The sequence below is a fragment of the Microbacterium sp. genome (assembly GCF_036277215.1).
In the GTDB taxonomy this organism is placed as follows: Bacteria; Actinomycetota; Actinomycetes; order Actinomycetales; family Microbacteriaceae; genus Microbacterium.
On the sequence record NZ_DASUNI010000258.1, the window covers coordinates 1 to 22,426 of the forward strand.

The 22,426-nt window shown below is 69.9% G+C and carries 22 protein-coding genes, 1 pseudogene and 1 riboswitch; of the genes and pseudogenes, 13 read left to right on the plus strand and 10 right to left on the minus strand.

Going from position 1 to position 22,426, the window contains the following annotated elements; genetic code table 11:
- Positions 1-210, minus strand: a 210-nt coding sequence (locus tag VFX99_RS12785; protein ID WP_329666675.1) for a GAP family protein, incomplete at its 3' end; no start/stop codon positions are given.
- 113 nt (positions 211-323) lie between these two features.
- Between VFX99_RS12785 and VFX99_RS12790 the strand changes: the two genes are divergently transcribed.
- Positions 324-950 carry a hypothetical protein gene (locus VFX99_RS12790; RefSeq protein WP_329666676.1) on the plus strand — a complete coding sequence of 209 codons (627 nt, stop codon included), beginning with the start codon at positions 324-326 and terminating at the stop codon, positions 948-950.
- Positions 951-1,000: 50 nt separating this feature from the next.
- On the opposite strand, the gene VFX99_RS12795 is transcribed toward VFX99_RS12790, so the two are convergent.
- Both VFX99_RS12795 and VFX99_RS12800 read right to left on the minus strand, forming a co-directional pair.
- A complete protein-coding gene (locus VFX99_RS12795) occupies positions 1,001-2,872 on the minus strand; it encodes an alkyl/aryl-sulfatase (RefSeq protein WP_329666677.1) in 1,872 nt (623 codons plus the stop codon).
- 78 nt (positions 2,873-2,950) lie between these two features.
- A complete protein-coding gene (locus VFX99_RS12800) occupies positions 2,951-4,390 on the minus strand; it encodes a DUF2252 domain-containing protein (RefSeq protein WP_329666678.1) in 1,440 nt (479 codons plus the stop codon).
- A 140-nt stretch (positions 4,391-4,530) separates the two neighbouring features.
- Between VFX99_RS12800 and VFX99_RS12805 the strand changes: the two genes are divergently transcribed.
- Positions 4,531-5,202 (plus strand): hypothetical protein, encoded by a 672-nt coding sequence (locus VFX99_RS12805; protein WP_329666679.1) that lies wholly within the window; start codon positions 4,531-4,533, stop codon positions 5,200-5,202.
- Positions 5,203-5,214: 12 nt separating this feature from the next.
- Here VFX99_RS12805 and VFX99_RS12810 read toward each other — a convergent pair whose 3' ends face one another.
- The gene (locus tag VFX99_RS12810; protein ID WP_329666680.1) at positions 5,215-6,648 is read right to left on the minus strand and encodes a D-alanyl-D-alanine carboxypeptidase; all 1,434 of its coding nucleotides are present in this window, start codon (positions 6,646-6,648) and stop codon (positions 5,215-5,217) included.
- A 229-nt stretch (positions 6,649-6,877) separates the two neighbouring features.
- A riboswitch (TPP riboswitch) is annotated at positions 6,878-6,986 on the plus strand.
- Here VFX99_RS12810 and VFX99_RS12815 point away from each other — a divergent pair.
- From VFX99_RS12815 to VFX99_RS12825, 3 genes are all read left to right on the plus strand, one after another.
- Positions 6,979-7,611, plus strand: a complete 633-nt coding sequence (locus VFX99_RS12815) for an ECF transporter S component (protein ID WP_329666681.1) — start codon at positions 6,979-6,981, stop codon at positions 7,609-7,611. It overlaps the preceding riboswitch by 8 nt.
- Positions 7,612-7,699: 88 nt before the next feature.
- Entirely contained in the window at positions 7,700-9,100 is a 1,401-nt protein-coding gene (locus tag VFX99_RS12820) for an ABC transporter ATP-binding protein (protein ID WP_414684382.1), read from the plus strand.
- Entirely contained in the window at positions 9,097-9,888 is a 792-nt protein-coding gene (locus VFX99_RS12825; RefSeq protein WP_329666683.1) for an energy-coupling factor transporter transmembrane component T, read from the plus strand. The genes VFX99_RS12820 and VFX99_RS12825 overlap by 4 nt, the downstream gene beginning before the upstream one ends.
- Before the next feature lie 2 nt (positions 9,889-9,890).
- On the opposite strand, the gene VFX99_RS12830 is transcribed toward VFX99_RS12825, so the two are convergent.
- Positions 9,891-10,616, minus strand: a complete 726-nt coding sequence (locus VFX99_RS12830; RefSeq protein ID WP_329666684.1) for an aminoglycoside 3'-phosphotransferase — start codon at positions 10,614-10,616, stop codon at positions 9,891-9,893.
- A 274-nt stretch (positions 10,617-10,890) separates the two neighbouring features.
- On the opposite strand from VFX99_RS12830, the gene VFX99_RS12835 reads away from it, so the two are divergent.
- The 4 genes from VFX99_RS12835 (at position 10,891) to VFX99_RS12850 (ending at position 13,958) form a co-directional block, all read left to right on the plus strand.
- Positions 10,891-11,655, plus strand: a complete 765-nt coding sequence (locus VFX99_RS12835) for an SDR family NAD(P)-dependent oxidoreductase (RefSeq protein ID WP_329666685.1) — start codon at positions 10,891-10,893, stop codon at positions 11,653-11,655.
- Between the two features lie 158 nt (positions 11,656-11,813).
- Complete coding sequence (locus VFX99_RS12840) at positions 11,814-12,602, plus strand: enoyl-CoA hydratase/isomerase family protein (RefSeq protein WP_329666686.1); 789 nt, start codon at positions 11,814-11,816, stop codon at positions 12,600-12,602.
- Positions 12,599-13,450, plus strand: coding sequence for an NAD(P)-dependent oxidoreductase (locus tag VFX99_RS12845; RefSeq protein ID WP_329666687.1), 852 nt, complete (start codon positions 12,599-12,601; stop codon positions 13,448-13,450). The genes VFX99_RS12840 and VFX99_RS12845 overlap by 4 nt, the downstream gene beginning before the upstream one ends.
- A gap of 133 nt (positions 13,451-13,583) precedes the next feature.
- The gene (locus VFX99_RS12850; RefSeq protein WP_329666688.1) at positions 13,584-13,958 is read left to right on the plus strand and encodes a VOC family protein; all 375 of its coding nucleotides are present in this window, start codon (positions 13,584-13,586) and stop codon (positions 13,956-13,958) included.
- Positions 13,959-14,012: 54 nt separating this feature from the next.
- On the opposite strand, the gene VFX99_RS12855 is transcribed toward VFX99_RS12850, so the two are convergent.
- Both VFX99_RS12855 and VFX99_RS12860 read right to left on the minus strand, forming a co-directional pair.
- Complete coding sequence (locus VFX99_RS12855) at positions 14,013-14,651, minus strand: LysE family translocator (protein WP_329666689.1); 639 nt, start codon at positions 14,649-14,651, stop codon at positions 14,013-14,015.
- Between the two features lie 44 nt (positions 14,652-14,695).
- Complete coding sequence (locus VFX99_RS12860) at positions 14,696-15,568, minus strand: hypothetical protein (protein WP_329666690.1); 873 nt, start codon at positions 15,566-15,568, stop codon at positions 14,696-14,698.
- A 114-nt stretch (positions 15,569-15,682) separates the two neighbouring features.
- Between VFX99_RS12860 and rlmN the strand changes: the two genes are divergently transcribed.
- The 4 genes from rlmN (at position 15,683) to VFX99_RS12880 (ending at position 20,497) form a co-directional block, all read left to right on the plus strand.
- Entirely contained in the window at positions 15,683-16,918 is a 1,236-nt protein-coding gene (gene rlmN, locus VFX99_RS12865; protein WP_329666691.1) for a 23S rRNA (adenine(2503)-C(2))-methyltransferase RlmN, read from the plus strand.
- A 44-nt stretch (positions 16,919-16,962) separates the two neighbouring features.
- A complete protein-coding gene (locus VFX99_RS12870; protein ID WP_329666692.1) occupies positions 16,963-18,930 on the plus strand; it encodes an ABC1 kinase family protein in 1,968 nt (655 codons plus the stop codon).
- Between the two features lie 66 nt (positions 18,931-18,996).
- Positions 18,997-20,007: an aldo/keto reductase family protein gene (locus VFX99_RS12875; protein ID WP_329666693.1), complete on the plus strand. Its 1,011-nt coding sequence runs from the start codon at positions 18,997-18,999 to the stop codon at positions 20,005-20,007.
- 10 nt (positions 20,008-20,017) lie between these two features.
- The gene (locus tag VFX99_RS12880; protein ID WP_329666694.1) at positions 20,018-20,497 is read left to right on the plus strand and encodes an NUDIX domain-containing protein; all 480 of its coding nucleotides are present in this window, start codon (positions 20,018-20,020) and stop codon (positions 20,495-20,497) included.
- Positions 20,498-20,503: 6 nt separating this feature from the next.
- Here the strand turns inward: VFX99_RS12880 and VFX99_RS12885 are convergent, their stop codons facing one another.
- The 3 genes and pseudogenes from VFX99_RS12885 to VFX99_RS12895 all read right to left on the minus strand — a co-directional run.
- Positions 20,504-21,298, minus strand: coding sequence for a hypothetical protein (locus tag VFX99_RS12885; protein WP_329666695.1), 795 nt, complete (start codon positions 21,296-21,298; stop codon positions 20,504-20,506).
- A gap of 84 nt (positions 21,299-21,382) precedes the next feature.
- A complete protein-coding gene (locus VFX99_RS12890; RefSeq protein WP_329666696.1) occupies positions 21,383-21,841 on the minus strand; it encodes a GbsR/MarR family transcriptional regulator in 459 nt (152 codons plus the stop codon).
- Positions 21,842-21,846: 5 nt separating this feature from the next.
- Positions 21,847-22,426: pseudogene (locus tag VFX99_RS12895) on the minus strand (polyketide antibiotic transporter); the annotation flags it as partial.

Consider the following 22,426-nt stretch of genomic DNA (forward strand, 5'->3'; position numbering starts at 1 on the left):
GGCATCCGAGTCTGCATCGGGGATCACAGACGAGAGCAGGGTGAACACCGTCACCGCCGCGACGATGCCGAGCACCCAACCGAGCAGAAAACCGATGCTCGTGCCCTTGGCCTTCGGCGAGAGCAGCAGGAGGATCACGGCGATGATCGGGATCGGGCTGATCGCGATCCCGATCGCGAGCGGAAGGATGTCGCCGATGACGCTGCCCACTATGGTCCTCTCGTCGTGCCTCCGCGTCGGCGCTGCCTCGCCGCCGCGCATCTACGAGCGCATCACGCGGGCGGAAGAGGTCCCGCGGAGCCCATGCGAATAACCTAGCGATCATGGAGCAGTCCGCCCGACCCGCGCGTCCGCAGAGCGAGGCGCACGAGCTGGTCGCCGTCATCCTGCTGTCGCTGGTCGCAGTGCTGACGGCGTGGTGCGGTTTCGAGGCCTCGAAGTGGGGCGGCGACTCGTCGGTGGCGTTCAGCGAAGCATCCGCCGCTCGGATCGAGGCAGCGGACTTCGACAGTCAGGCGCGCGACGCCCGCGGCTTCGACCTCGCGGTGTACTCGCAGTGGGTCGTGGCCCAGGCGGGCGGCGACACCGCCCTGGCCGCGTACATCGAGGATCGCTTCTCGCCCGAGTTCGCCGTCGCTTTCGATGCGTGGGTGGCGGACGGTCAGCGCGAGACCGGGCCGTTCAAAATGCCTGAGTATGTCCCGCCTGGGACGGAGCAGGCGGCGGAGGCCACGGCGCGCGCTGATGCCAGCACGAAGGACGCACTCGACTTCAACGAGAAGGGCGACAACTACTCGCTCATGACAGTGATGTTCGCGCTGGTGCTGTTCCTCGCGGCGATCGCGCAGCGCGGCACGTCGGTGATCGCCACGCGGATCGTCCTCGGCCTCGCCGGAACGCTCGCCCTGATCGGCCTGGTCGTGCTGTTCACGTTCCCGATCCGCGTCTGACGGTCGGGCGTCTGCGTCTGCGTCGGCGTCGGCGTCGCGGTTCGCGAACGTCAGGGGGTGACGATGTCGAACGCGGGATCGCCTGATTCCAGAACGCGCAGGAGCGAGGCCAGCTGCGAGGCGTCGCCGGTGACATCGATCCCCGGCGAGTCGTCATCACCGGCCATCAGCGCCAGCAGCCGGCCCTTCGTCAGCGAGACGGATGCATTCGCGTGGGGGTCGGCATCCGCTCTGCGATGGATGAGCACGCCGTTGCGCAGGGTGACGCGGTACGTCTGTTCGAGATCGGTGAAGACGACGTTGATCGACAGGTCGAGGTCCCAGGCCTTCGGGCCGTTGACCGAGACGGCGATGGCATCCAGCAGCTGCTCCGGCGTCAGTTGGGTGACGATGGCCGGCGCGGCCGGGATCGTCGGCGTGCCGAAGTTGCCGTCCCGGAGCTCCGTCGCACCGGAGAGGAAGAAGTTGCGCCACGTGCCGTTCTCCGCGCCGTAGCCCAGCTGCTCGAGCGTGTCGGCGTAGAGCTCGCGGGCGGCGGCATGGTTCTCGTCGGTGAAGACCGCGTGGTCGAGCAGCGTCGCCGCCCAGCGCAGGTCGCCCGCGTCGAATGCCTCCTGCGCCAGTTCGACGACGCGGTCGATCCCGCCGATCGCCGCCACGTACCGCTGCGCCTGCTCAGCCGGCGGGTGCGGCCACAGCCGGGCCGGGTTCGCATCGAACCAGCCCATGTAGCGCTGGTAGATCGCCTTGACGTTGTGGCTGACCGACCCGTAGTAGCCGTGCGTGCTCCAGGCACGCTCCAGCGCCGGCGGCAGTTCGATCATCTCGGCGATCTCGGCTCCCTGGTACCCCTGGTTGAGCAGCCGCAAAGTCTGGTCATGGAGGTAGGCGTAGAGATCGCGTTGGGTCGACAGGTATTCGACGACGCGCTCGCTTGTCCAGGTCGGCCAGTGGTGCGAGGCGAAGGCGACGTCGGCACGAGCGCCGAACATGTCGATCGCCTCGGTCAGGTATGTCGACCACACGTGCGGATCGCGCACGAGCGCACCGCGGAGGGTGAGGAGATTGTGCAGAGTGTGGGTCGCATTCTCGGCCATGCAGAGCGCGCGGTACTTCGGGAAGTAGAAGTGCATCTCGGCCGGGGCTTCAGTCCCGGGGGCCATCTGGAACTCGATCTCGACGCCGTCCACGGTGTGGGTCTCGCCCGTCCTGCGGATGTGATGCGTCGGGACGATCAGCCCGACCTCGCCGCTCGAGGTGGTCTGGCCCAGCCCCGCGCCGACCTGGCCCTGCGGTCCCCTCGCGAGGGCGGCGCCGTACATGTATCCGGCGCGCCTGCCCATCGCCGTTCCCGCATATACGTTCTCAGCGACCGCGTGCTCGACGAACCCCTCGGGCGCGATCACCTGCACCTTCCCCGCGGCGGCATCCGCTTCGCTGGTGACCCCGAAGACGCCGCCGAAGTGGTCGATGTGACTGTGCGTGTAGATGACCGCGATCACGTCCCGTGGCCCGCGGTGCTGCCGGTAGAGCGCGAGCGCGGCAGCGGCCGTCTCGGTAGAGATCAGCGGGTCGATCACGATCACGCCGGTGTCGCCCTCGACGAACGTGATGTTCGACAGGTCCAGACCCCGCACCTGGTAGACGCCCTCGACCACCTCGTAGAGTCCCTGCTTCGCGACCAGCTGCGATTGGCGCCACAGGCTCGGATGGACGGATGCCGGAGTCTCACCTTCCAGGAAGGCGTATCCGTCGTTGTCCCAGACGACGCGCCCGTCCGCGGCGCGCACGACGCCCGGCTCGAGGGCTGCGATGAACCCGCGGTCGGCATCCTCGAAATCCTGAGTGTCGTTGAGGGGCAGAGCGCGCGCCTGTGCGGCGTTCGCCTTCTGGATGGCGGGCGTGACGGGCTTGTTGTGCATGGGCGCCTTTCTCTGGGAGGCGTCTCTCCGACGAGGTGCGACGGCATGCGCCGCGGCAACGGGACACCGGTTCGGTGCCTACAGACCCAGTTGCGCCTGAAGACGGCCGGAGTCGATCGCGGCGATGAACGCCTGATAGTCCGCATCGTTCTGATCGGCGTAGGCTTCGGCGAAGTCGGCGATTGATTCCTCGAACGTGCCCGACTTGCCGAGGTAGGCGGCGATCGCGACGCGGTCGCCGGATCGGGCATGCGCCCGCGCGAGGGTCTCGCCGCACACGCGCGCGTAGAGCAGCGCTCCACGGGGAACCATCACCTCGGGGTCGAGTGACCCCTTCCAATCGTGCAGCTGTCTCAGATAGAAGTCCCGCTTCACGCCGTCGATGCCCTTCACGCGCTCCCACCCCAGGAAGATGTCGCTGGAGGCCTGCATGAGCCGCTGCCCGCGTACGACCCGCTCACCGCTGTTATCGAATTCACTGGCCCCGAGGAAGCGCTCGAGTACCGACGTCTGGGCCTCCTTGGCTTGGATGAACAGCGGATCGGCGTCATCGCGGCCGGTCAGCAGAACGATCCACGCGCGCGTGCCCACGCTGCCGACCCCCACCACTTTCCGCGCCATGTGCACGTACGTGTATTCCGAGATGGGGTGGCGCCCGGGTCGGAGCGTCTCGCGGTACGAGACGAGCAGCGCCTGCATCCACTTCTGGATGTCGTCCGCGCTCTGCCCGTCGGCGAGGTCCTCAACGGGCACGATGAGCGGCGGATCCGCGATGATGCGCATCCGGCCGTCCTCGGTGGTCACGAGCTTGGAGAAGGCGCGCATCGAGTCCTTCGTCAGCGCCTTTGCCACGATCGTCTCGAAGCCCTTCACCTGCCTCTTCTCAGCGGCGCCCGCAAGCTTCTCCTCGCGCAGCCATGACTGGACCTTCTCGGCGTCGAGCGAGTCGTACCACGCCTCGAGCACCGTTGCCTCGGCGGAGCGCAGCATCCGCTCCCGGTACCCGCGGCCGGCGGCGAGCAAGAGCTCCCGTCGCTCCTGGTCCGTGAACCCGCGGTGCCGTCCGGCGATCTCGAAGCTCGCCACGAGTCGCTTGACGTCCCATTCGAAAGGCCCGGGATGCGTCTCGTCGAAGTCATTGATGTCGAAGGCGAGGCGCCGCTCGGCCGAACCGAACAGGCCGAAGTTCGACAGGTGCGCATCGCCGCAGAGCTGCACGGTCAGTCCCGTGTTCGGGGTGGTGGCCAGGTCGGAGGCCATCAACAGCGCCGCGCCACGGTAGAACGTGAAGGGCGACACCATCATGCGTCCGTGTCGGACCGGCACGAGTTCTGCCACTCGCGAGGTGGACTGCTCCTCCAGCAGCGACACGGGGTCGGTGCGATCTGCGGGAGGGGACCACTCCGCATGGCTGGACCGCGGCGTGCCCACTCTTGCGGCCCGCCCGTACGCGCGACGGCCCTCGAAATCCGAATCCGACGGCCGTGTCGCGATGGTGGATGAAGCCGCGTCTGTCATGAGCGTTCCCCTCGATCAGGTCCGGCGGCCCGCGCAGGAATCCGGGGTGCTCGCCGGGAGTTGCGCACAGTCTGTCACCTCGCGACGCGGACGGATACTGTCGTGCTCACCAGCAGGATGCCGCGGGAATGGGAGACCGAATGTCCGAGAGCAGCTCGCCCGCACGACGACCGCTGAGCTCCCCGCGCGCCGCAGCGCTGGCGGGCGTGCTCTTCGCCGTGCTGTTCACCACGTCGCTCGCTCTGCTGCGGACGGCTCTGCCCGAGACGCTGACCAGCGACACGCAGTGGCTCGATGCGGGTTCGGCGGCGCGCATAAGCATCGGGCTCGGACTCGTGCCTTTCGCCGGCATCGCATTCCTCTGGTTCATGGGAGTCGTCCGCGATCGCTTCAAGGACTCCGAGGACCAGCTTTTCTCCTCCGTGTTCATCGGCAGCGGGCTCCTGTTCCTCGCCATGGTCTTCGTGTCGGCGGCGATCGCGGGCGGAATCGTCGCGTCCGTGCCGATCGTCGGCGACGAGCAGAGCCAAGCCGAGATCATGACGTTCGGGCGCGCGGTGATGCTCCAGGTCAGCAACATCTACGCGCTGCGGATGGCGGGTGTGCTGCTCATCTCACTCGCGACGATGTGGCTGCGCACAGGCGTCATGCCGCGCTGGCTCGCTTTCGTCACGTACGCCGTCGCCCTCGTCCTGCTCGTCGTGACGACACTCAGCCTCTGGGTGACGCTGATCTTCCCCGCGTGGGTGCTCGGGGTGAGCGTGCTCATCCTCGTCCAGAACTACCGTCGCACCGCCGGAGCGCCCGCCTGACCTCGTGGAACGCTAGTCGAGGCCGAAGAGCGCCAGTGGATGGGTCAGACGCCACCACGCGTCCGGCGGGTCGACATCGTCGGCGAGGACCAGCGTCGTGGATGCCGAGTTCAGCGGGCCCTGCACGGACAGTGTTCCGACGTCCGCGTCCTCCTCGCGGGCGTCGCCGAGCGAGAAGTCGGTCGTCACCGCACCGACCCCGTTGTTCCACAGGATCACGTCGGCGTCGTCGTCGGTGACGATCGCGACGTTCTCGCCCCACTCCGTCACGACGTGGCCCGTGACGGTGCCTGCCGCGACGGACGGCACCGGCTGCAGGCCGAGCTCCACCTCGGAGTACAGGATCCGCGATGCGGCGAGACGCGCCTCGTCATCGGGCTGGCCCAGCACGGCGCTGTAGATGCGCACCGTCGTCTCGCCGACGAGGACGTCCTTCGCCGAGAGCAGGTTGTACGAGTCGAGGGAGCCCGTCTTGATGCCGACCACTCCGGGGTCGGCGAGCAGGCCGTTGGTGTTCTCGACGAGCCCCGCCCCCGGCAGCTCCACCGCGGTCTTCGCCACGATCTCGGCGATCACCGGCTCCGCCATCGCCTTCTGCGCGAGCGCGATGAGCGCCTCCGGGCTGGCCGCGTTGCGCGGGTCGAGGCCGGTCGGCTCCACCACCGTGACGCCGGGAACGCCGTGCGCGGCGAGCCAGCTGTTCGCGGCATTCGCGAAGACGGCATCCGTGGGCCAGAGGTTGCCGGCCAGACGGTCGGCGTAGTTGTTGGCCGATCCGACGAGCATGCCCTCGAGCAGCTGGTACTGGGTGAGGGAGCCGCCCACGGGCACGTCCAGCGCCGACTCTCCGTTGTCGCGGTACTGCCAGTACAAGGTGCGATCCCGCTCGGAGAACCTGAACTCGGGACCCTGCTCGCCCAGGGCCAGCGGCATCTGATCCAGCACCACGAGGGCGGTGACCACCTTCGTGATGCTCGCTATCTGCACCGCATCGGCGGCCGATGCGACGACACCGTCGATGCCGGCGACCGCAACCGACGCGCTTCCGGCTCCGGGCCACGTGAGCAGGGCCGGGGGCGCCGCGCTCGGATCGACCTGCACCGCCTCGACGGTGGGGGCGACCGCGTGCAGCGGCCAGAGGAGGGTCGTGGCGCTGTAGCCGCTCAGGAGCACTGCCGCGACGCCGATCGGGACGAGCACGCCTGCCCGCAGCAGCGAACGCCGCGGGCGCACGGCCAGCAGGTCTGGGCCCACAGGCACGTAGGGGGAGGCCACGGCCTCGAGCGTGTGCGCGGCGGGGGGAGCCGAGGCCACCGCCAGCTCGTCCACCCACCCGAAGGCGACATGACCGTTCGCCGAAGCGGGCAGGTCGCGCGGCAGCGTCATGCTCGCCGGGCCGACCGACGCACCGGCAGCGGCGGCAGTCGCGGCGCCGACGGGAGGCACTGGAGTCGAGGATGTCGACGGAACGGTCCCGCTCGCCTGCGTCAACGCGCCTGCGGCGTCGAACGTGGGCGACTGCGACTCCGACGCGCCACCGAGCACGCCTCTGCCCCCGAACGAATCGTCCGGGTCCTCCGTCCCGCTCCGACGGCGCGCCGAACGTCTCGTCGGCGTCGCGGCGTCGTCCAGTGTCACCCGCCCAAATTACCCCCTCCAGCCGGGGCTATAATCAATTCGTCAACACGGGAGTCCGGTGTGCCGGGCTGAGAGGAAGCGACCACGCTTCGACCGTCGAACCTGATCTGGGTAATGCCAGCGCAGGAAGGAGATTCCATGAGCACGATCATGTCCTCGCCCCCTCCGACTCGTCGGGGATTCTCGGGCATCGTCTGGCGTTGGCGGGTCGTCGACATCGTCGTGGCCAGCGTCATCGCCGTCGCCTGCGCGCTGGTGTTCCTCCTCTGGAACATCGGCTACGAAGCACCGGCCGCCCTCCTGAAGCCGCTGCTGCCCGGTCTGCAGGGCCTGCTCGCCGGACCCTGGCTCGTCGCAGGAGTCCTCGGGGCGCTCATCATCCGCAAGCCGGGTGCGGCGCTGTACACCGAACTCGTCGCCGCCGTCATCTCCGCGCTGGTCGGCAACCAATGGGGACCCCTCACGATCGTCTCCGGATTGGTTCAGGGGCTCGGCGCCGAACTCGTCTTCCTGCTGTTCGCCTACGCGGTGTGGCGACTGCCGGTCGCCATCCTCGCCGGGGCGGGGGCGGGGCTGGCGTGCGGCATCAACGACCGCATCCTCTGGTACGCCGGCGCCGACACGACGTTCACGGTCGTCTACATCATCTCGACGACCATCTCCGGTGCGGTGATCGCGGGCGCCGGTTCGTGGTTCGTCGCGCGCGGCCTCGCCGCCACCGGCGCACTGAACCGCTTCGCCTCGGGCCGCCAAGTCGCTCGGCGCGTCTAGCGTGACGGTCGCGGCCGGCGGCGTTCAGCCCGCGGCCGTCGAGGCGCGCGGATGGGGCTGGCGCTACGCAACCCGCCATCGGTGGGCGATGCAGGAGGTGTCGTTCCGCGTGGCGCCCGGGGAGAGGGTGCTTCTGCTGGGGGCGTCGGGGTCGGGCAAATCGACGCTGCTGCACGGTCTCGCGGGCGTGCTCGGCGGCGATGACGAGGGGGAGCAGACCGGCGAGCTCGCGATCGGAGGCGAGCCCGCCGCGCGGGTGCGCGGTCGCGCAGGGATGGTGCTGCAGGACCCCGACAGCCAGGCGATCCTGGCGCGCGTCGGAGACGACGTGGCGTTCGGGTGCGAGAACCTCGGCGTCCCGCGCGACCACATCTGGCCGCGCGTGCGGGAGGCCCTTGATGCGGTCGGCCTGGACGTGCCCCTCGATCGGTCGACATCCGCTCTGTCCGGTGGGCAGAAGCAGCGGCTCGCCCTCGCCGGCGTGCTCGCGATGAGGCCCGGGGTGATCCTGCTCGACGAGCCGACCGCCAATCTCGACCCGGCGGGAGTGGTCGAGGTGCGCGACGCCGTGCGACGGGCGCTCGAGGAGACCGGCGCGACGCTCGTCGTCGTCGAGCACCGGTTGGACGTGTGGCTGCCGCTGGTGGACCGGGTACTCGTGCTGGGAGCACCGGGACCGGACGCCGGCGGCGCTTCTGGCATCGTCGCCGACGGAACGCCGGACGCGGTCCTGCGCGTGCGCGGCGCCGAGCTCGCAGCCGGCGGCGTCTGGGTTCCCGGGATCCCTCCGGCGTTCCCGGCACCGCCCGCACATCCGCCGGGAGAGACGCTGCTCACCGCCGAGTCGGTCGTCGTCTCCCGGGTCCGTGGCACCGCGGTCGCCGGTCCGCTCCACCTCGCTGTCCGCGCCGGAGAGGCGCTCGGCATCGTGGGACCGAACGGCTCGGGCAAGTCCACGCTCGGCCTCACGCTGGCGGGTCTGCTCCGCCCGGAATCGGGGCGCGTCACGGCATCTCCCGATCTCACGGACGGCGCGAAGGGAGATCCGATCACGTGGTCGTCCCGGGCCCTGCTCACCCGGATCGGAACGGTGTTCCAAGATCCGGAGCATCAGCTGCTCACCACGACCGTCCGCGCCGAACTGCAGGTCGGTCCCCGGGCTCTCGGGCTGCCACCGGCGCAGATCGCGACGCGCGTCGACGAGCTGCTGGAGCGGCTGCGGCTGGCGGCGCTCGCCGAGGCGAACCCGTACACGCTGTCGGGCGGAGAGAAACGACGCCTGACGGTCGCCGCGATGCTGGCGACCCGCCCTCAGGTCCTGGTGCTCGACGAGCCGACCTTCGGACAGGATGCCGCGACCTGGGCCGAGCTGGTCGCCCTCATCGCGCGGCTGCGCGACGAGGGCGCCGCGGTCGTGGCGATCACCCACGACGAGACGGTGCTCGAAGCGCTCGCAGCTCGGCGCTTCGGCCTCGGAGCGAAGACGTGAGCACCCTCGCGTCGTACGCACCGCGGCGGGGTCCGATCGCGGCACTGAACCCCGTCGCCAAGCTGGGGGCGGCACTGCTGATCGCGCTGCCGCTGGTGCTCACCATCGACCCCGTCTCGGCTGCGGTCGCGCTCGTCCTCGAGCTGCCGCTGCTGGCCGCGGCCGGGCTGCGACCCCGCGAGTTCTGGCTGCGTACGCTTCCGATCTGGATCGCCGCGCCCCTGGCCGCGGTCACGATCGCGCTCTACGGCGCGACGAGCGGCGAGATCTACGCGGAATGGTTCGTCGTGCGCATCAGCGAGGGTTCGCTCACGCTCGCGCTGGCCACCTTCTTCCGCGTGCTGGCGATCGGGCTCCCGGCCGTGGTCCTGTTCGTCACCGTGGACCCGACCGACCTCGCCGACGGCCTGGCTCAGCTGCTGAAGCTGCCGGCGCGCTTCGTGCTCGGCGCACTGGCGGGCATGCGTCTGCTGGGCCTGCTGACCGACGACTGGCGCGCGCTCGCGCTCGCGCGACGAGCGCGAGGAGTGGCCGATACCGGCCGCGTCCGCCGGGTGGCGGGCATGGCGTTCGCCCTGTTCGTCCTCTCCATCCGTCGCGGCTCGACGCTCGCCACCGCCATGGAGACCCGGGGCTTCGGCGGGAGCGGTCCGCGCACGTGGGCGCGCGAGTCCCGCTTCGGCTGGCGCGAGTGGATGCTGCTCGCGACCGGGGCCGCCATCTCTGCGACGGCGCTGACGGTCGCGATCCTGACCGGGTCGTGGAACTTCATCCTCGGCCCCGCGTAGCGCTACGTCGCGTTCCAGAGGTCCCGGTAGAAGGCGAGGCGCACCGGGTCGGGCTCGACTCCGTAGGCGTCGATGAGAGCCGCCTCCCATCCGTCGCCGTAGTTCCACGTCGTCGACATCGCGGCGACGGCGAGGTCGGCCCACCGGTCGCCGGTGCCCATCGCGCCGAGATCGACGTGGCCGCTCCAGCGCCCGTCGTCGGCGACGATCGTGTTGGGGCAGCATGCGTCGGCGTGGCAGACGACGAGCCGGTCCACCGCGGGTGCATCGCGGAAATCGTCGGGCAAGTGGATGCCGCGGCCCGCCGCATTCGCGATGCGCGAGGCCACGCTCCATTCGAAAGGGCACTCCGCGACCGGGAGTGCATCGTGCAGCGCTCGCAGTCCTTCGCCGACGGCCCGCACCGCGGTCGCCGGTTCGGCCACCCACCGCGGATCCACGGCCGACAGTCCCGGCACCGCGGATGTCACGAGCCATTCGTGCGTGCCGTCGCGGCCCACCTCGAGTGGGCGGGGCACCGCGGCGTACCTGCCTGCCCAGGTGAGACGCTCGGCCTCCCCGGCGAAGGAGGTCTCGGCGTTGACCGGTCCGAGCTTGATGTAGCGGCGGTCGTCGGTGCGGAACGTGACGCCGCCCAGCTCGTTGAGCCAGACCGGCTCGAGCGCGGCTCCGCGCGCGAGGGCGAGCACTCGCGCCGGCGGCTCGGCGAGTTCGGAGGGGATCGACATCCACATCCTCAGACGCCGAGGGCTTCCCGCAGCCGGCCGACCCGCACACGGAACCCGTGCGGGTCCTTGCAGTCCCGCTTCATCTCCGGCTCCATCCGTTCATCCTGCACTCTCGCGGAGCCGGCGAGTACCCTGAGTCCGGCAGTCGGTCCCCCGTCCCACCCCTGGCCGCGGAGCTCGGATCCGCGGCGAGAGGTGATACTCGGTCCCACGTATGCTGAAACGGGATGCCGCAGGCGATGGTTCCGGCCGCGGCACGTTCGAAGGAGAGCACATGGACATCACGGGCGCCTCTGCCCTCGTGACCGGCGGCGCAAGCGGCCTGGGTCTGGCGACGGCCCGCCGGCTGGCGGCATCCGGTGCCGTGGTGACGATCATCGACCTGCCCGCCTCGGCGGGATCGGAAGTGGCGGCTGAACTCGGCGGCGCGTTCGCGCCCGCGGACGTCACCAGCCCCGACCAGGTCGCCGAAGCGGTGCGCACGGCCGCGGCATCCGGTCCTCTTCGCGTCGTCGTCAACTGCGCGGGCGTCGCGCCGCCGGCCAAGGTGCTCGACCGCGACGGCAACCCCTCACCGCTCGACGGGTTCGAGCGCATCATCCGTGTCAACCTCATCGGCACGTACAACGTGATCGCGCAGGCGTCCTCGCTGATGGCGCGGACCGAGCCCGACGCCGACAGCGGCGATCGCGGCGTGATCGTCAACACCGCCAGCGTCGCGGCGTTCGACGGACAGATCGGACAGCCCGCCTACTCTGCGAGCAAGGGTGGGGTGCACGCCATGACGCTTCCCATCGCACGCGAGCTCGCGAGGTACGGCATCCGCGTCGTCACGATCGCTCCCGGGATCATGGAGACGCCGATGCTCGCGGGGCTGCCGCAGGCGGCGCAGGACTCGCTCGGCGAACAGGTCCCGTATCCGGCGCGGCTCGGTCGTCCGGATGAGTACGCGCGGCTGGTCATGTCCATCGTCGACAACGGCTACCTCAACGGCGAGACGATCCGCCTGGACGGGGCAATCCGGATGGCGCCGAGGTGACTCGTCTGTGGAAGGTGATCCGTACGGGGCTGGAAAAGCACAGCATGGCGCCGAGGTGACTTTTCTGTGGAAGGTGATCCGTACGGGGCTGGAAAAGCACAGGATGGCGCCGAGGTGACTCTTCTGTGGAAGGTGATCCGTACGACACAAGGAGACATATGAGCGACTCGATCCTCCTCACCCGCGACGGCGGACTCGCCCGCGTGACGTTCAACCGCCCCGCGTACCTCAACGCAATGGACTTCGACATGGCGACCCGCTGGCGCGAGGTCGCGCACGAGGTCACCGCCGACGGCCGGATCGGCGCCGTGATCCTGGATGCCGCCGGCCCCGCGTTCTGCGCAGGCGGCGACGTGGTCGCCATGGCGACCTCGGGCGCCAGCGGTGACGCGGTCACCGCGACGGCCCACGTGATCCACGACGGCATCCGCACGTTCGCGCTTTCGGACAAGCCGATCGTCGCGGCGGTGCAGGGAGCGGTGGCCGGAGGCGGGCTCGGGTTGATGCTGACGGCCGACTACATCGTCGCGGCAGAATCGGCGAAGTTCGTGAGCAAGTACGCCAACATCGGGCTGACTCCCGATCTCGGTGTCACCACGCTGCTACCTTCCGCGATCGGCCAGCGGCGTACGCTGCAGCTGCTGCTGCAGGATCGCACGCTCGATGCGAACGAGGCCCTGGACTGGGGTCTGGTGGCCGAGGTCGTGCCGCCGGCCGAGGTCGGCGGTCGTGCGGAGCACATCGCCCGGTTCTGGCTGCAGAACGCCACCGCGGCGTTCGGGCAGGCCAAGCGCCTGGTCCGCGTCGGCGCGTTCCGCACGTTCGAAGAGAACCTCGCGGACGAAGCGCTCACGATCGGGGGTCGCTTCGACACCGACGAGTCGAGGGTCCGCGTCGCAGCGTTCGCCGCGGCATCCCGCAAGCAGGCTTCGAAGGAGAACTCATGACCACTGCGGCAGACGCAGCAAAGACCCTCGCCGGCAAGACGATCTTGATGTCGGGCGGCAGCCGCGGCATCGGCCTCGCGATCGCGCTGCGCGCTGCCGCCGACGGAGCCAACATCGCCCTGCTCGCGAAGACCGACTCCCCGCACCCGAAGCTCGAGGGCACGGTGCATTCGGCGGCGGAGCAGATCCGCGCAGCGGGCGGCAACGCCCTCCCGATCGTGGGAGATGTCCGCAGCGACGACGACATCACCGAGGCGGTTCTGAAGACCCAGGGTGAATTCGGTGGCATCGACATCGTCGTCAACAACGCGAGCGTGATCGATCTCTCGCGGTCGCTGGATCTGTCGGCCAAGAAGTACGACCTCATGCAGGACGTGAACGTGCGCGGCACCTTCATGCTGTCGCAGGCCGCGGTGCCGATTCTGCGGGGAGCCGAGAATCCGCACATCCTCTCTCTGTCGCCGCCGCTGAACCTCGATCCGAAGTGGCTGGGCGCGCACACCGGATACACCCTCGCGAAATACGGCATGACCATGGTGACGCTGGGCTTCGCGGCGGAGTTCGCGAAGGACGGCATCGCGGCGAACACCCTGTGGCCGCGCACCACGATCGCGACCGCGGCGGTGCAGAACCTGCTCGGCGGCGATCGGGTGATGGCGGCCAGCCGCACGCCCGAGATCTACGCGGATGCCGCGTACGAGGTGATGACCCGCCCCTCACGGGAGTACACCGGGCAGACGCTGATCGTCGAGGACGTGCTGACGGATGCCGGCATCACCGACTACTCGCGGTACGCCGCCGTCCCCGGCACCCCCGACGCCCACCTCTTCCCCGACATCTTCCTGTAGCCCCCAGCCCCTCGCTTACTACCGCGAAACTGCAACCGCGCGTCGAGACTTCGGGTGTACCCCGCTGTCTCGCCGTCCCGTTGCAGTCTCGCGGGCTGGTGCGAGGTCGGACGGCGGGTCGTAGGGTGTGGGCATGGGCGTGCGGAGTCTGTTCCCCATCCTGAACTCGCGCGATCTGCCGAGACTCGTGAGCTTCTACGAGGATGCGCTCGGGGCGACCGTCGAGTACCGGTTCGCCACCGGCGACGAGGACGACTACGTGTCGCTGCGGCTGGGCACCGAGGCGCTCGGCATCGGCCGCGTGCCGGACGCGCCGACCGAGGGTGACCGGGTCGCGCTGTGGTTCTACGTCGACGACGTCGACGCCGCTTTCGCCGCGTGGACGCGGCTGGGCGGCGCGACCGTTCAGGCTCCGGCCGACATGCCGTGGGGCGAGCGCGTCGCGCAGGTCCGCGACCCCGATGGCAACCTCGTGAACCTGGGCGCGCAGCCGGTCAGCCCCGCGTAGTGCGATGCGCGCGCCATCCGCCGGCGATCGCCGCGCCCCGCGCACCGCAACGGCTCAGTGCTCGTTGCCGGTGAACAGCAGGATGCCGCCGAGCCCGATCATCAGCCCGCCCCCCGTCGCCGAGAGCGTGGCGATACGCTTCGGCGACTTGCCGAACCACGTGCGTGCGGCCGCGGCCGCAAGCGCCCACGCGGCGTCGGAGATGAGGGCGATGACGAAGAACACCAGCCCCAGCTCGATCATCTGCAGCGGCACCGAACCCGAATCGAGGTCGACGAACTGCGGCAGCACCGCAACGAAGAACGCGATGGTCTTCGGGTTGGTGATGCCCACGATGAATCCCTCACCGAGCTGCCGCCAGTGCGAGCGGGGTGCGATGCCGTTGGTCGCCGCCTCGGCGGTGCGATTGCGGTGCCGGATCGCCTGCACGCCGAGGAACATCAGGTACAGCGCTCCGGCGACCTTGACGATCGTGAAAAGCACGATCGACTGCGCGACGATTCCGCCGACGCCCAGAGCCACGAGACCGATCACCGGCAGCAGTCCCAGCGCGTTGCCGAGCACGCTGAGGAGGCCCCCGATGCGTCCCAGCGCGAGCGCGCGGCCGATCGTGAACAGCACGCTGGGCCCGGGGATGACGATGAGCACGACGGCGGCCACGATGAAGGCGGCCAGACTCTCGGGCGGGACCACACACAAACGATAGTGCGGATGCCGCACAACGGCGCCGCAGAGGCTCAGTCGCCCTCGGTCGGGGTCAGCAGAACGGTGATGAACCCGCCCGGCCCCCAGAGGAAGGTCACGCTCTGGTCGGCCGCCATCCCCGCCGGACGCTCATCCGGGGCGATCCGCGCGTACGGAAGCGACACGAGCAGCTCTCCGTCGGCCCGCCACTCGCGGGCAACGCAGCGCGAGCGGGTGCCGGACGCGTCCGCCAGGAGCAGGCAGTGCTCATCTCCGCGTCTGCTCGGTGCGGCACCGATCCACAGGGCCCAGCCGTAGTACTCGCCGAGCGGCTGCACCCACGTCATGTCGCCGCTGACCGGAAATGTCGGCACCTCGCCGTCGGCGGAAAGATCCACGTAGTCGCCGGAGGACGCGTCGATCAGCACCCGGATGATGATCTCGGCGTCCGGATCCGCCGCGATTCCGGCTTCGGCGGTTTCGGGGTCCGCCGGGGTCGGCGAGGCAAGGCCGGACGCCTGCGAGAGGGCCTGGACACTCCCGTTCACGCCGAGCGCGAGAGCCAGCACCGCGACCGCCGCGACCAGTCCGACCTGCCAGCGCGGCCGCCGCACGGGCGGCAGCTCCTCGTCAGGAGACGGCGGGACGAGGTGTGCATCCTGCGGCGCAATCCGGGGCGGCGGCGGTGCGGGCTGGATCGGGCCGTCGACGGCGGCGGGCCCGGCCTCGGCGCCCGGTGCCGGCAGCGCGAGCTCCTCGAGTTCGATGAGACGCGCCAGGGCGTCGTCGTCGCCGGAGATGTCGGATGAGGGGCCGTACGCGCGGATGCGGAGCGCGTCCAACTCGGCGCGAGCGGCGTCATCCAGAACGGATCGAGTCCCGCCCGGGCGCCCGGGCGTGAACGGCCGCGCCATCACGTCCCCCACTTTCCTCACGGTACCCCTCTGCTGTGGTCTGAGGGCCGCCGGGGCGGACCGGCACCGGCGGGACCGCGCGAAGCAGGCCAGGCTTTCCGCAGGTGCGTCCCCTACCCTGAAACCATGACCCCCTCGCGCGAGACGCCCATTCGCCAGGTGCGCCCGGCGACGGAGGGCTGGTCGCAGAAGAAGGATGACGCGGGCCGCCCGCTGCTGCAGTTCGCGAGCCCGAAGCGCGGCAAGCCGCCGGTGCACCTCGCCGACCTCACCCCCGATGAGCGCGTCGCGAAGGTGAAGGAGCTCGGCATGCCGGGCTTCCGCGCCAAGCAGCTCGAGACGCACTACTTCACCCACTGGACCCACGACCCCGCCTCGATGAGCGACCTGCCCGCCGCCGGTCGCGAGGAGTTCGTGCACGGGATGCTGCCGCCGCTGCTGACGGAGGTGCGACGCCTCGAGACCGATCGCGGTGACACGATCAAGTTCCTGTGGAAGCTGCACGACGGCGCCCTGGTCGAATCCGTCCTGATGCGCTACCCGGGGAGGATCACGCTGTGCGTGTCGTCGCAGGCCGGCTGCGGTATGAACTGCCCGTTCTGCGCCACCGGTCAGGCCGGCCTCACGCGCAACATGTCTGCGGCCGAGATCGTCGAGCAGATCGTGCGCGCCAACCGCCTCATCGCCGACGGCGGGCTGGGCGGGAAGAAGCGTGACGACCATTCCGCCGAGCGCGTCAGCAACATCGTGTTCATGGGCATGGGCGAGCCGCTCGCGAACTACGCCCGCGTGATGCAGGCCGTGCGCGTGATGACCGACAAGGAGCACGGCCTCGGGATGAGCGCCCGCGGGATCACGGTCTCGACCGTCGGGCTCGTGCCCGCGATCCTCAAGCTCGCGGACGAGGGCATCCCGGTGACCTTCGCACTGTCGCTGCACGCGCCCGATGACAAGCTGCGCGACGAGCTCATCCCGGTCAACTCGCGCTGGAAGGTCGACGAGGCGCTCGATGCCGCCCGGAACTACTTCGAGAAGACCGGCCGTCGCGTCTCCATCGAGTACGCGCTGATCAAGGACATGAACGACCATGCCTGGCGCGCCGACCTTCTGGCCGAGAAGCTCAACGCACGCGGGCGCGGCTGGGTTCACGTGAACCCCATTCCCCTGAACCCGACCCCGGGCTCGATCTGGACGGCATCCGAGGTCGGTGTGCAGAACGAGTTCGTGCGCCGGCTCAATGACGCCGGAATTCCGACGACCCTCCGCGACACCCGCGGCAAGGAGATCGACGGCGCGTGCGGGCAGCTGGTCGCGACCACCGAGGACGAGGCCGCCGCGGCGGCGACCCCGGCCGAGGACTGATCTTCGTCCGACGCGGGCGACCGAGTCCTGACAGAATCTGAGGCATGCCCGCCTGGCTCGCCTTCGCGCTGACCGCGCTCGCGTTCGCTGCCGCCTCCACGTGGGTGTCGCGGCGACTGCTCGACACGCCGGTCGGCTGGGTCCGCTCCTGGGTGATCTCGCTCGTCGTCTTCGCGCTGAGCGTCCCGCTGGTGCTGTGGATGCTCGAGCAGTCGGGCGTATACGCGGACGGCAGGTTCCTCGTCGGCTGGCCGATCGTCGCGACCATCACGGCCCTCATCCTCGGCTGGGTGTTCGCGATCGTCGTGGTCGTGATCGTCGTGAGTGAGTTCCTGCTGCCCACGCGCCCGATTCGCAATCCGATCGCCGTGATCCGCGACGCGATCCGTCGGCGCGACCGGGCGAGGCGCTACGCGCAGATCGTCGTCATCGCCTCGCGCCACGGGATCGGGCTGTACCAGAACCGCGCGAGAGGCTACAGCGACGAGCTGCCCGAGGCGCTCGTCGGGGCGCTCAATGAGGCGGGAGTGACCTTCGTCAAGCTGGGTCAGGTGCTCTCTTCACGTGAAGACGTGCTGCCGCCGCAGCTCATCAAGGCGCTCTCCACCCTGCAGATGGACTCGACTCCGATCCCGTGGAGCGAAGCGGAACCGGCGATCCGGCACGAGCTCGGACGCCCGCTCGATGAGGTGTTCGCCACGATCGATCAGACGCCGCTGGCGGCGGCATCCGTCGCCCAGGTGCATGCCGCGACGCTGATGAACGGCGCACGGGTGGTCGTGAAGATCCAACGTCCCCGTGCCCGAGCCCAGGTGACGACCGACCTGGACATCCTCGAGCGGCTCGCCGCCGACGCCGAGCGGCGCACCGAGTGGGCTCGCGATTACCGGGCGGGTGCGCTGGCGGCGGAGTTCGCGCGGGCCCTGCGCGAAGAGCTGGACTACCGCGTCGAGGCCGCCAACACCGAGATGCTCCGTGGCGCGATCGAGCGATCGCAGTCACCTGCGCTCAACATCCCCACCGTGTACAGCGACCTCTCCACGTCACGGATGCTGGTGCTGGAGCGCGCCGACGGGATACCCTTCAGCCGGCTCACGCCGAAGGCCCTTCCGCCCGAGGCCGCGCACACGCTCGTCGACGGCGTCGTGGACTCCGTGTTCGAGCAGATCGCCGTGCGCGGCGTGTTCCACGCCGACCTGCACGCGGGCAATCTCATCCTCGCCGAGGACCGGACGGTCACCCTGATCGACTTCGGTGCGATCGGCGTGCTCGAGCGCAGCGTGCGCAGGCTCCTCGCTCCCCTCCTGGTGGCGATCGCGAACGACGACGACGTGTCGGCCACCGACATCGTGCTGCTGCTCTGCGCGCCCATGGCGGGCGGGAGCGTGGAGCAGACCGTGCTCCAGCACGACATCGGCGCGATCCTCACGCGCGTCGCGAACGCGCAGGTGGGGGAGAACGTGTTCAGCGCGCTGATCGAGGTCCTCCGCAGACATCGGCTCGCGATCCCGCCGTCGCTGCTGCTGGTGTTCCGTACCCTCATCTCGCTGGAGGGCTCACTGCGCCGTCTCGTGCCCGGATACGACATGGTCGGTCGCGGGCTGGTGCGGGCGCCCCACATCGCGCTGCAGCTCGCCTCGCCGCGGGCCGTGGCGCTGGGCCTGCAGGCGCAGTCCGCGATCGTCTCCGAGCAGCTGCGCCGCCTTCCGCGCCGGATCGAGGGCATCACGCAGGCCCTGCAGGACGGCACATTCCAGGTGCGGGTGCGCGCCCTGGAGAGCGCCGATGACCGTCGCTGGGTGGACTCGATCCTCGGCGAGGTCACGGCGACGGTCGTGGGCGTCGCGCTGGTGGCGACGGGGTTCTTCCTGGCCGTGTCGGATGTGGGGCCGGTGATGACCGGTGACGTGCGGGCCTTCTCGTTCCTGGGCAGCGTGCTCGGCCTCGGCGGCATGCTTCTGCTCCTGCGCAGCCTCAGCGGCGCGTTCCGCCGGCGAGGTCCGGAGCGCTGATCCAGGCGGATCCCCTCCTGCGCAAGCCCCGGCCTGACTCCGTTCGGGCGCACTAGCGTTGAAGGCATGGTCAACTATCGATATCTCGGCAACAGCGGTCTCAAAGTCTCGGAGATCACGTACGGAAACTGGGTGACCCACGGGTCGCAGGTGGATGACTCGGCGGCGATCGCAACCGTCCATGCCGCACTCGATGCCGGCATCACCACATTCGACACGGCCGACGTGTACGCGAACACCGCGGCCGAGACGGTCCTGGGCAAGGCGCTCGCCGGGCGCAGGCGCGAATCCGTCGAGATCTTCACGAAGGTCTACTGGCCGACCGGACCGAAGGGCGCAAACGACAGCGGGCTGAGCCGCAAGCACATCCTCGAGGCGATCAACGGGTCGCTGAGCCGCCTCGGCACGGATCACGTCGACCTCTACCAGGCGCACCGCTACGACTACGAGACCCCGATCGAGGAGACGTTCCAGGCGTTCGCCGACGTGGTGCGGCAGGGCAAGGCGCTGTACATCGGCGTGTCCGAGTGGACCGCCGAGCAGCTGCGCGAAGGCCACGCTCTGGCCAAGCAGCTCGGCATCCAGCTCATCTCGAATCAGCCGCAGTACTCGCTGCTGTGGCGCGTGATCGAGGGCAAGGTCGTGCCGGCGTCCGAGGAGCTCGGGATCTCGCAGATCGTCTGGTCGCCGATGGCGCAGGGCGTGCTGAGCGGCAAGTACCTGCCCGGTCAGCCCGCCCCGGAGGGTTCGCGGGCGACGGACGAGAAGAGCGGCGCCAACTTCATCAAGCGCTTCCTCGACGACGACGTGCTGACCGCGGTCCAGCGGCTCAAGCCGATCGCCGACGAGGTGGGGCTCACCATGCCGCAACTGGCTATCGCGTGGGTGCTGCAGAACCCCAATGTCGCCGCCGCGCTGGTAGGAGCGTCGCGACCCGAGCAGATCGCGTCGAACGTGGCCGCGTCGGGCGTGACACTCGACACGGACACGATGGCGGCGATCGATCAAGCCGTGGGCGGCGTCGCCGTGACCGACGTCGAAGAGACCTACACGGTGTCGCCGAAGTCGCGTCCCTGAGCCGTCTCCCATGGCTGTCACCAGCGCCGGCATCCTGCTCTACCGATTGGGAGAGCGCGGCATCGAGGTGCTCATCGCGCACATGGGCGGACCGTACTGGGCTGCCAAGGATGCCGCGGCCTGGTCGATCCCCAAGGGCGAGTACGACCCCGACACCGAGGCCGCGCTGGATGCCGCACTGCGGGAGTTCGAGGAGGAGCTCGGCGTCGCAGCCCCGGAAGGGCCCTACGCCGAGCTCGGAACGTTCGCGTACTCATCGGGCAAGCGGGTGACCGTCTTCGTCGCGGACGGCGCGGCCTTCTCGCTCGAGGACCTGGCCTTCGGAGAGTTCGAGCTGGAGTGGCCGCCGCGTTCAGGACGCACGCAGTCGTTCCCGGAGGTGGACCGTGCCGAATGGACCGAGATGGATGCCGCACGGGAGCGTCTGGTGAAGGGTCAGCGCCTCGCCCTGGACGCGCTCGAGCAGCACCTCTCCGAAGCCGGTGCCTGAGGGGCATCAGCGCGTGGTCGCCGAGCCCGCGCGCTCGGCGACCACGCCGCCGCCCGGCAGGAGGGTGTAGCTCACCGGCTCACCCAGACCGAGAAAGGCGTCGCTCGAGGAGTCGACGATCCACTCCGAGAGGAGGACCGACTGAGGATTGGCGTAGGCGTTCTCGATGGAGATGCACGTGATCGACGGCTCGGGGACGTCGGTGACCACCATGCAGAACTGGTGGTCCACGGTCGGACCGGCCCCCACGGTTCGCCCGTACAGCGTGCCGTACGGCCGGAACTGCTCGCGGATCAGCCGGTTCGCGATGTCGCCCATCCCGGGGCCGGACAGCAGCTCCTCCCGAAGGCCGTCCAGGTATTGCTCGTAACCGGCCTCGTACGACAGGGCGCGCCGCTCCAACGCGACACCGGGGGTTTTCGCGTAGGCGGAGCGGACCTCACCAGTCGTGGTCTCGCCGTTTCCCGCTGCCGCGCCGAGGGCGAGCGCGACCACCGCCGTCGCCGCGACGAGTCCGGTGTGCCAGCGGGACGTGCGAGGCCGCGCGCGCGGAACGGGGACAGACAGGCCGCCGGACATGCCGGTGCCCGGCTCGGGGCGCGGCGCCGGCGCAGGCGCCGGGTCGGACCGCACTTCGTGCGGGTAGCGCTCCATACGCGCCCGCTCCTCGAGCTCCTGCAGACGCGCGACGGCCTCGGCATCCGCGAAGATGTCCGCACCCGGTCCGTACGCGCGGCGACGCAGCGCGCCGAGTTCGTCGAACCCGCCGTGCGTGACGTCGCCGGGCCGCTCGTGCCCCACGATTCCAGGCTACTGCGGCGCTCCTCGGGCGGGGCGGGCCCGCGGGGCGCCGGCATCCCGCCGGCCCAGTGCACCGCGCAGGCGTCACGTCGCGCCGCGCTCCGCGTCCCATTCCTCGAGCAGCTGCGGCATCCGTCTGGCCAGGAAGCGGAAGAACTCCGACATGTCCCGTGCGCGCCGCACCGACGCCGGCGCGTCGATGTTCTCGTCCGCGACACGATCGACGAAGTCGGCGAGCCTCTCGTACAGGGGCATGTTGGCGGTGAGCACGACATGCCAGCCGTCGTCGATGATCTCGTAGCGATCTCGCCGGTCTCCGTGGCGCGGGAGCCGCTGGATCATGTGGATCGACTGCAGGTAGCGGACCGCGCCCGAGACCGCCGCCGGCGACACACCGAGACGGTGGGCCAGGTCGGCCGCCGAGTAGCCGGAGTCGGGCGATGCGACCAGAGCCATCATCACGCGAGCGGGCATCCGCGGCATGCCCGCGGCCGTCAGCATGGCGGCCGCCTGCTCGGCGGGCTCCGATCCGGTGTGCTTCACGAGGGTCACCCTGCCGGAGCCAGTTCGCGTCGGCGCATCAGACCGCCCGCGGCGACCCCGATCGCAGTGACCGCGAGTACGAGCCACCACAGACCCCTGACATCCACGCCGTCGCCGGTGACCGTGGGGGCGACCGCGATCGGTGCGACGTGGATCAGCCAGTCCGGGAACCCGAACAGCGGTCCGAACAGCCCGAGCACCATCGCGAGGAGCACGAGCGTCCAGCCGAGGGGGATCGTCAGACGCGGAGCCAGCACGAAGACCAGCGCGGTGAGGACGAGGAACACGCATGCCGCCAGCACCTGGTCGCCGGCGACGACGAGCACATCGCCGAGCAGGTTCCGGTCACTGTCGGGTCTCGCGAGTCCGACCACCGCTCCGACCACGGCCGCTGCGGCGACGAGGACGATGCCCGCGAACCCGATGAGCGCATAGCCGGCCAGCCAGCGCACCCGGTCGACGGGTGTCGCAAGGACCGGCTCCGCCGTGCCGTGCGCCTCCTCCTGCCGCGCACGGCAGACCGTCTGCACTGCACAGCATGCGGCGAGGATGCCCAGCACCTCGAAGAAGATCACCACCGCTCCC

What these genes read in the sequence shown, in the direction of transcription:
- VFX99_RS12790 (WP_329666676.1), top strand. Translation starts at nt 324, where the DNA reads ATGGAGCAGTCCGCCCGACCCGCGCGTCCGCAGAGCGAGGCGCACGAG.
- VFX99_RS12795 (WP_329666677.1), bottom strand. Translation starts at nt 2,872, where the DNA reads ATGCACAACAAGCCCGTCACGCCCGCCATCCAGAAGGCGAACGCCGCA.
- VFX99_RS12800 (WP_329666678.1), bottom strand. Translation starts at nt 4,390, where the DNA reads ATGACAGACGCGGCTTCATCCACCATCGCGACACGGCCGTCGGATTCG.
- VFX99_RS12805 (WP_329666679.1), top strand. Translation starts at nt 4,531, where the DNA reads ATGTCCGAGAGCAGCTCGCCCGCACGACGACCGCTGAGCTCCCCGCGC.
- VFX99_RS12815 (WP_329666681.1), top strand. Translation starts at nt 6,979, where the DNA reads ATGAGCACGATCATGTCCTCGCCCCCTCCGACTCGTCGGGGATTCTCG.
- VFX99_RS12820 (WP_414684382.1), top strand. Translation starts at nt 7,700, where the DNA reads ATGCAGGAGGTGTCGTTCCGCGTGGCGCCCGGGGAGAGGGTGCTTCTG.
- VFX99_RS12830 (WP_329666684.1), bottom strand. Translation starts at nt 10,616, where the DNA reads ATGTCGATCCCCTCCGAACTCGCCGAGCCGCCGGCGCGAGTGCTCGCC.
- VFX99_RS12835 (WP_329666685.1), top strand. Translation starts at nt 10,891, where the DNA reads ATGGACATCACGGGCGCCTCTGCCCTCGTGACCGGCGGCGCAAGCGGC.
- VFX99_RS12840 (WP_329666686.1), top strand. Translation starts at nt 11,814, where the DNA reads ATGAGCGACTCGATCCTCCTCACCCGCGACGGCGGACTCGCCCGCGTG.
- VFX99_RS12845 (WP_329666687.1), top strand. Translation starts at nt 12,599, where the DNA reads ATGACCACTGCGGCAGACGCAGCAAAGACCCTCGCCGGCAAGACGATC.
- VFX99_RS12850 (WP_329666688.1), top strand. Translation starts at nt 13,584, where the DNA reads ATGGGCGTGCGGAGTCTGTTCCCCATCCTGAACTCGCGCGATCTGCCG.
- rlmN (WP_329666691.1), top strand. Translation starts at nt 15,683, where the DNA reads ATGACCCCCTCGCGCGAGACGCCCATTCGCCAGGTGCGCCCGGCGACG.
- VFX99_RS12870 (WP_329666692.1), top strand. Translation starts at nt 16,963, where the DNA reads ATGCCCGCCTGGCTCGCCTTCGCGCTGACCGCGCTCGCGTTCGCTGCC.
- VFX99_RS12875 (WP_329666693.1), top strand. Translation starts at nt 18,997, where the DNA reads ATGGTCAACTATCGATATCTCGGCAACAGCGGTCTCAAAGTCTCGGAG.
- VFX99_RS12880 (WP_329666694.1), top strand. Translation starts at nt 20,018, where the DNA reads ATGGCTGTCACCAGCGCCGGCATCCTGCTCTACCGATTGGGAGAGCGC.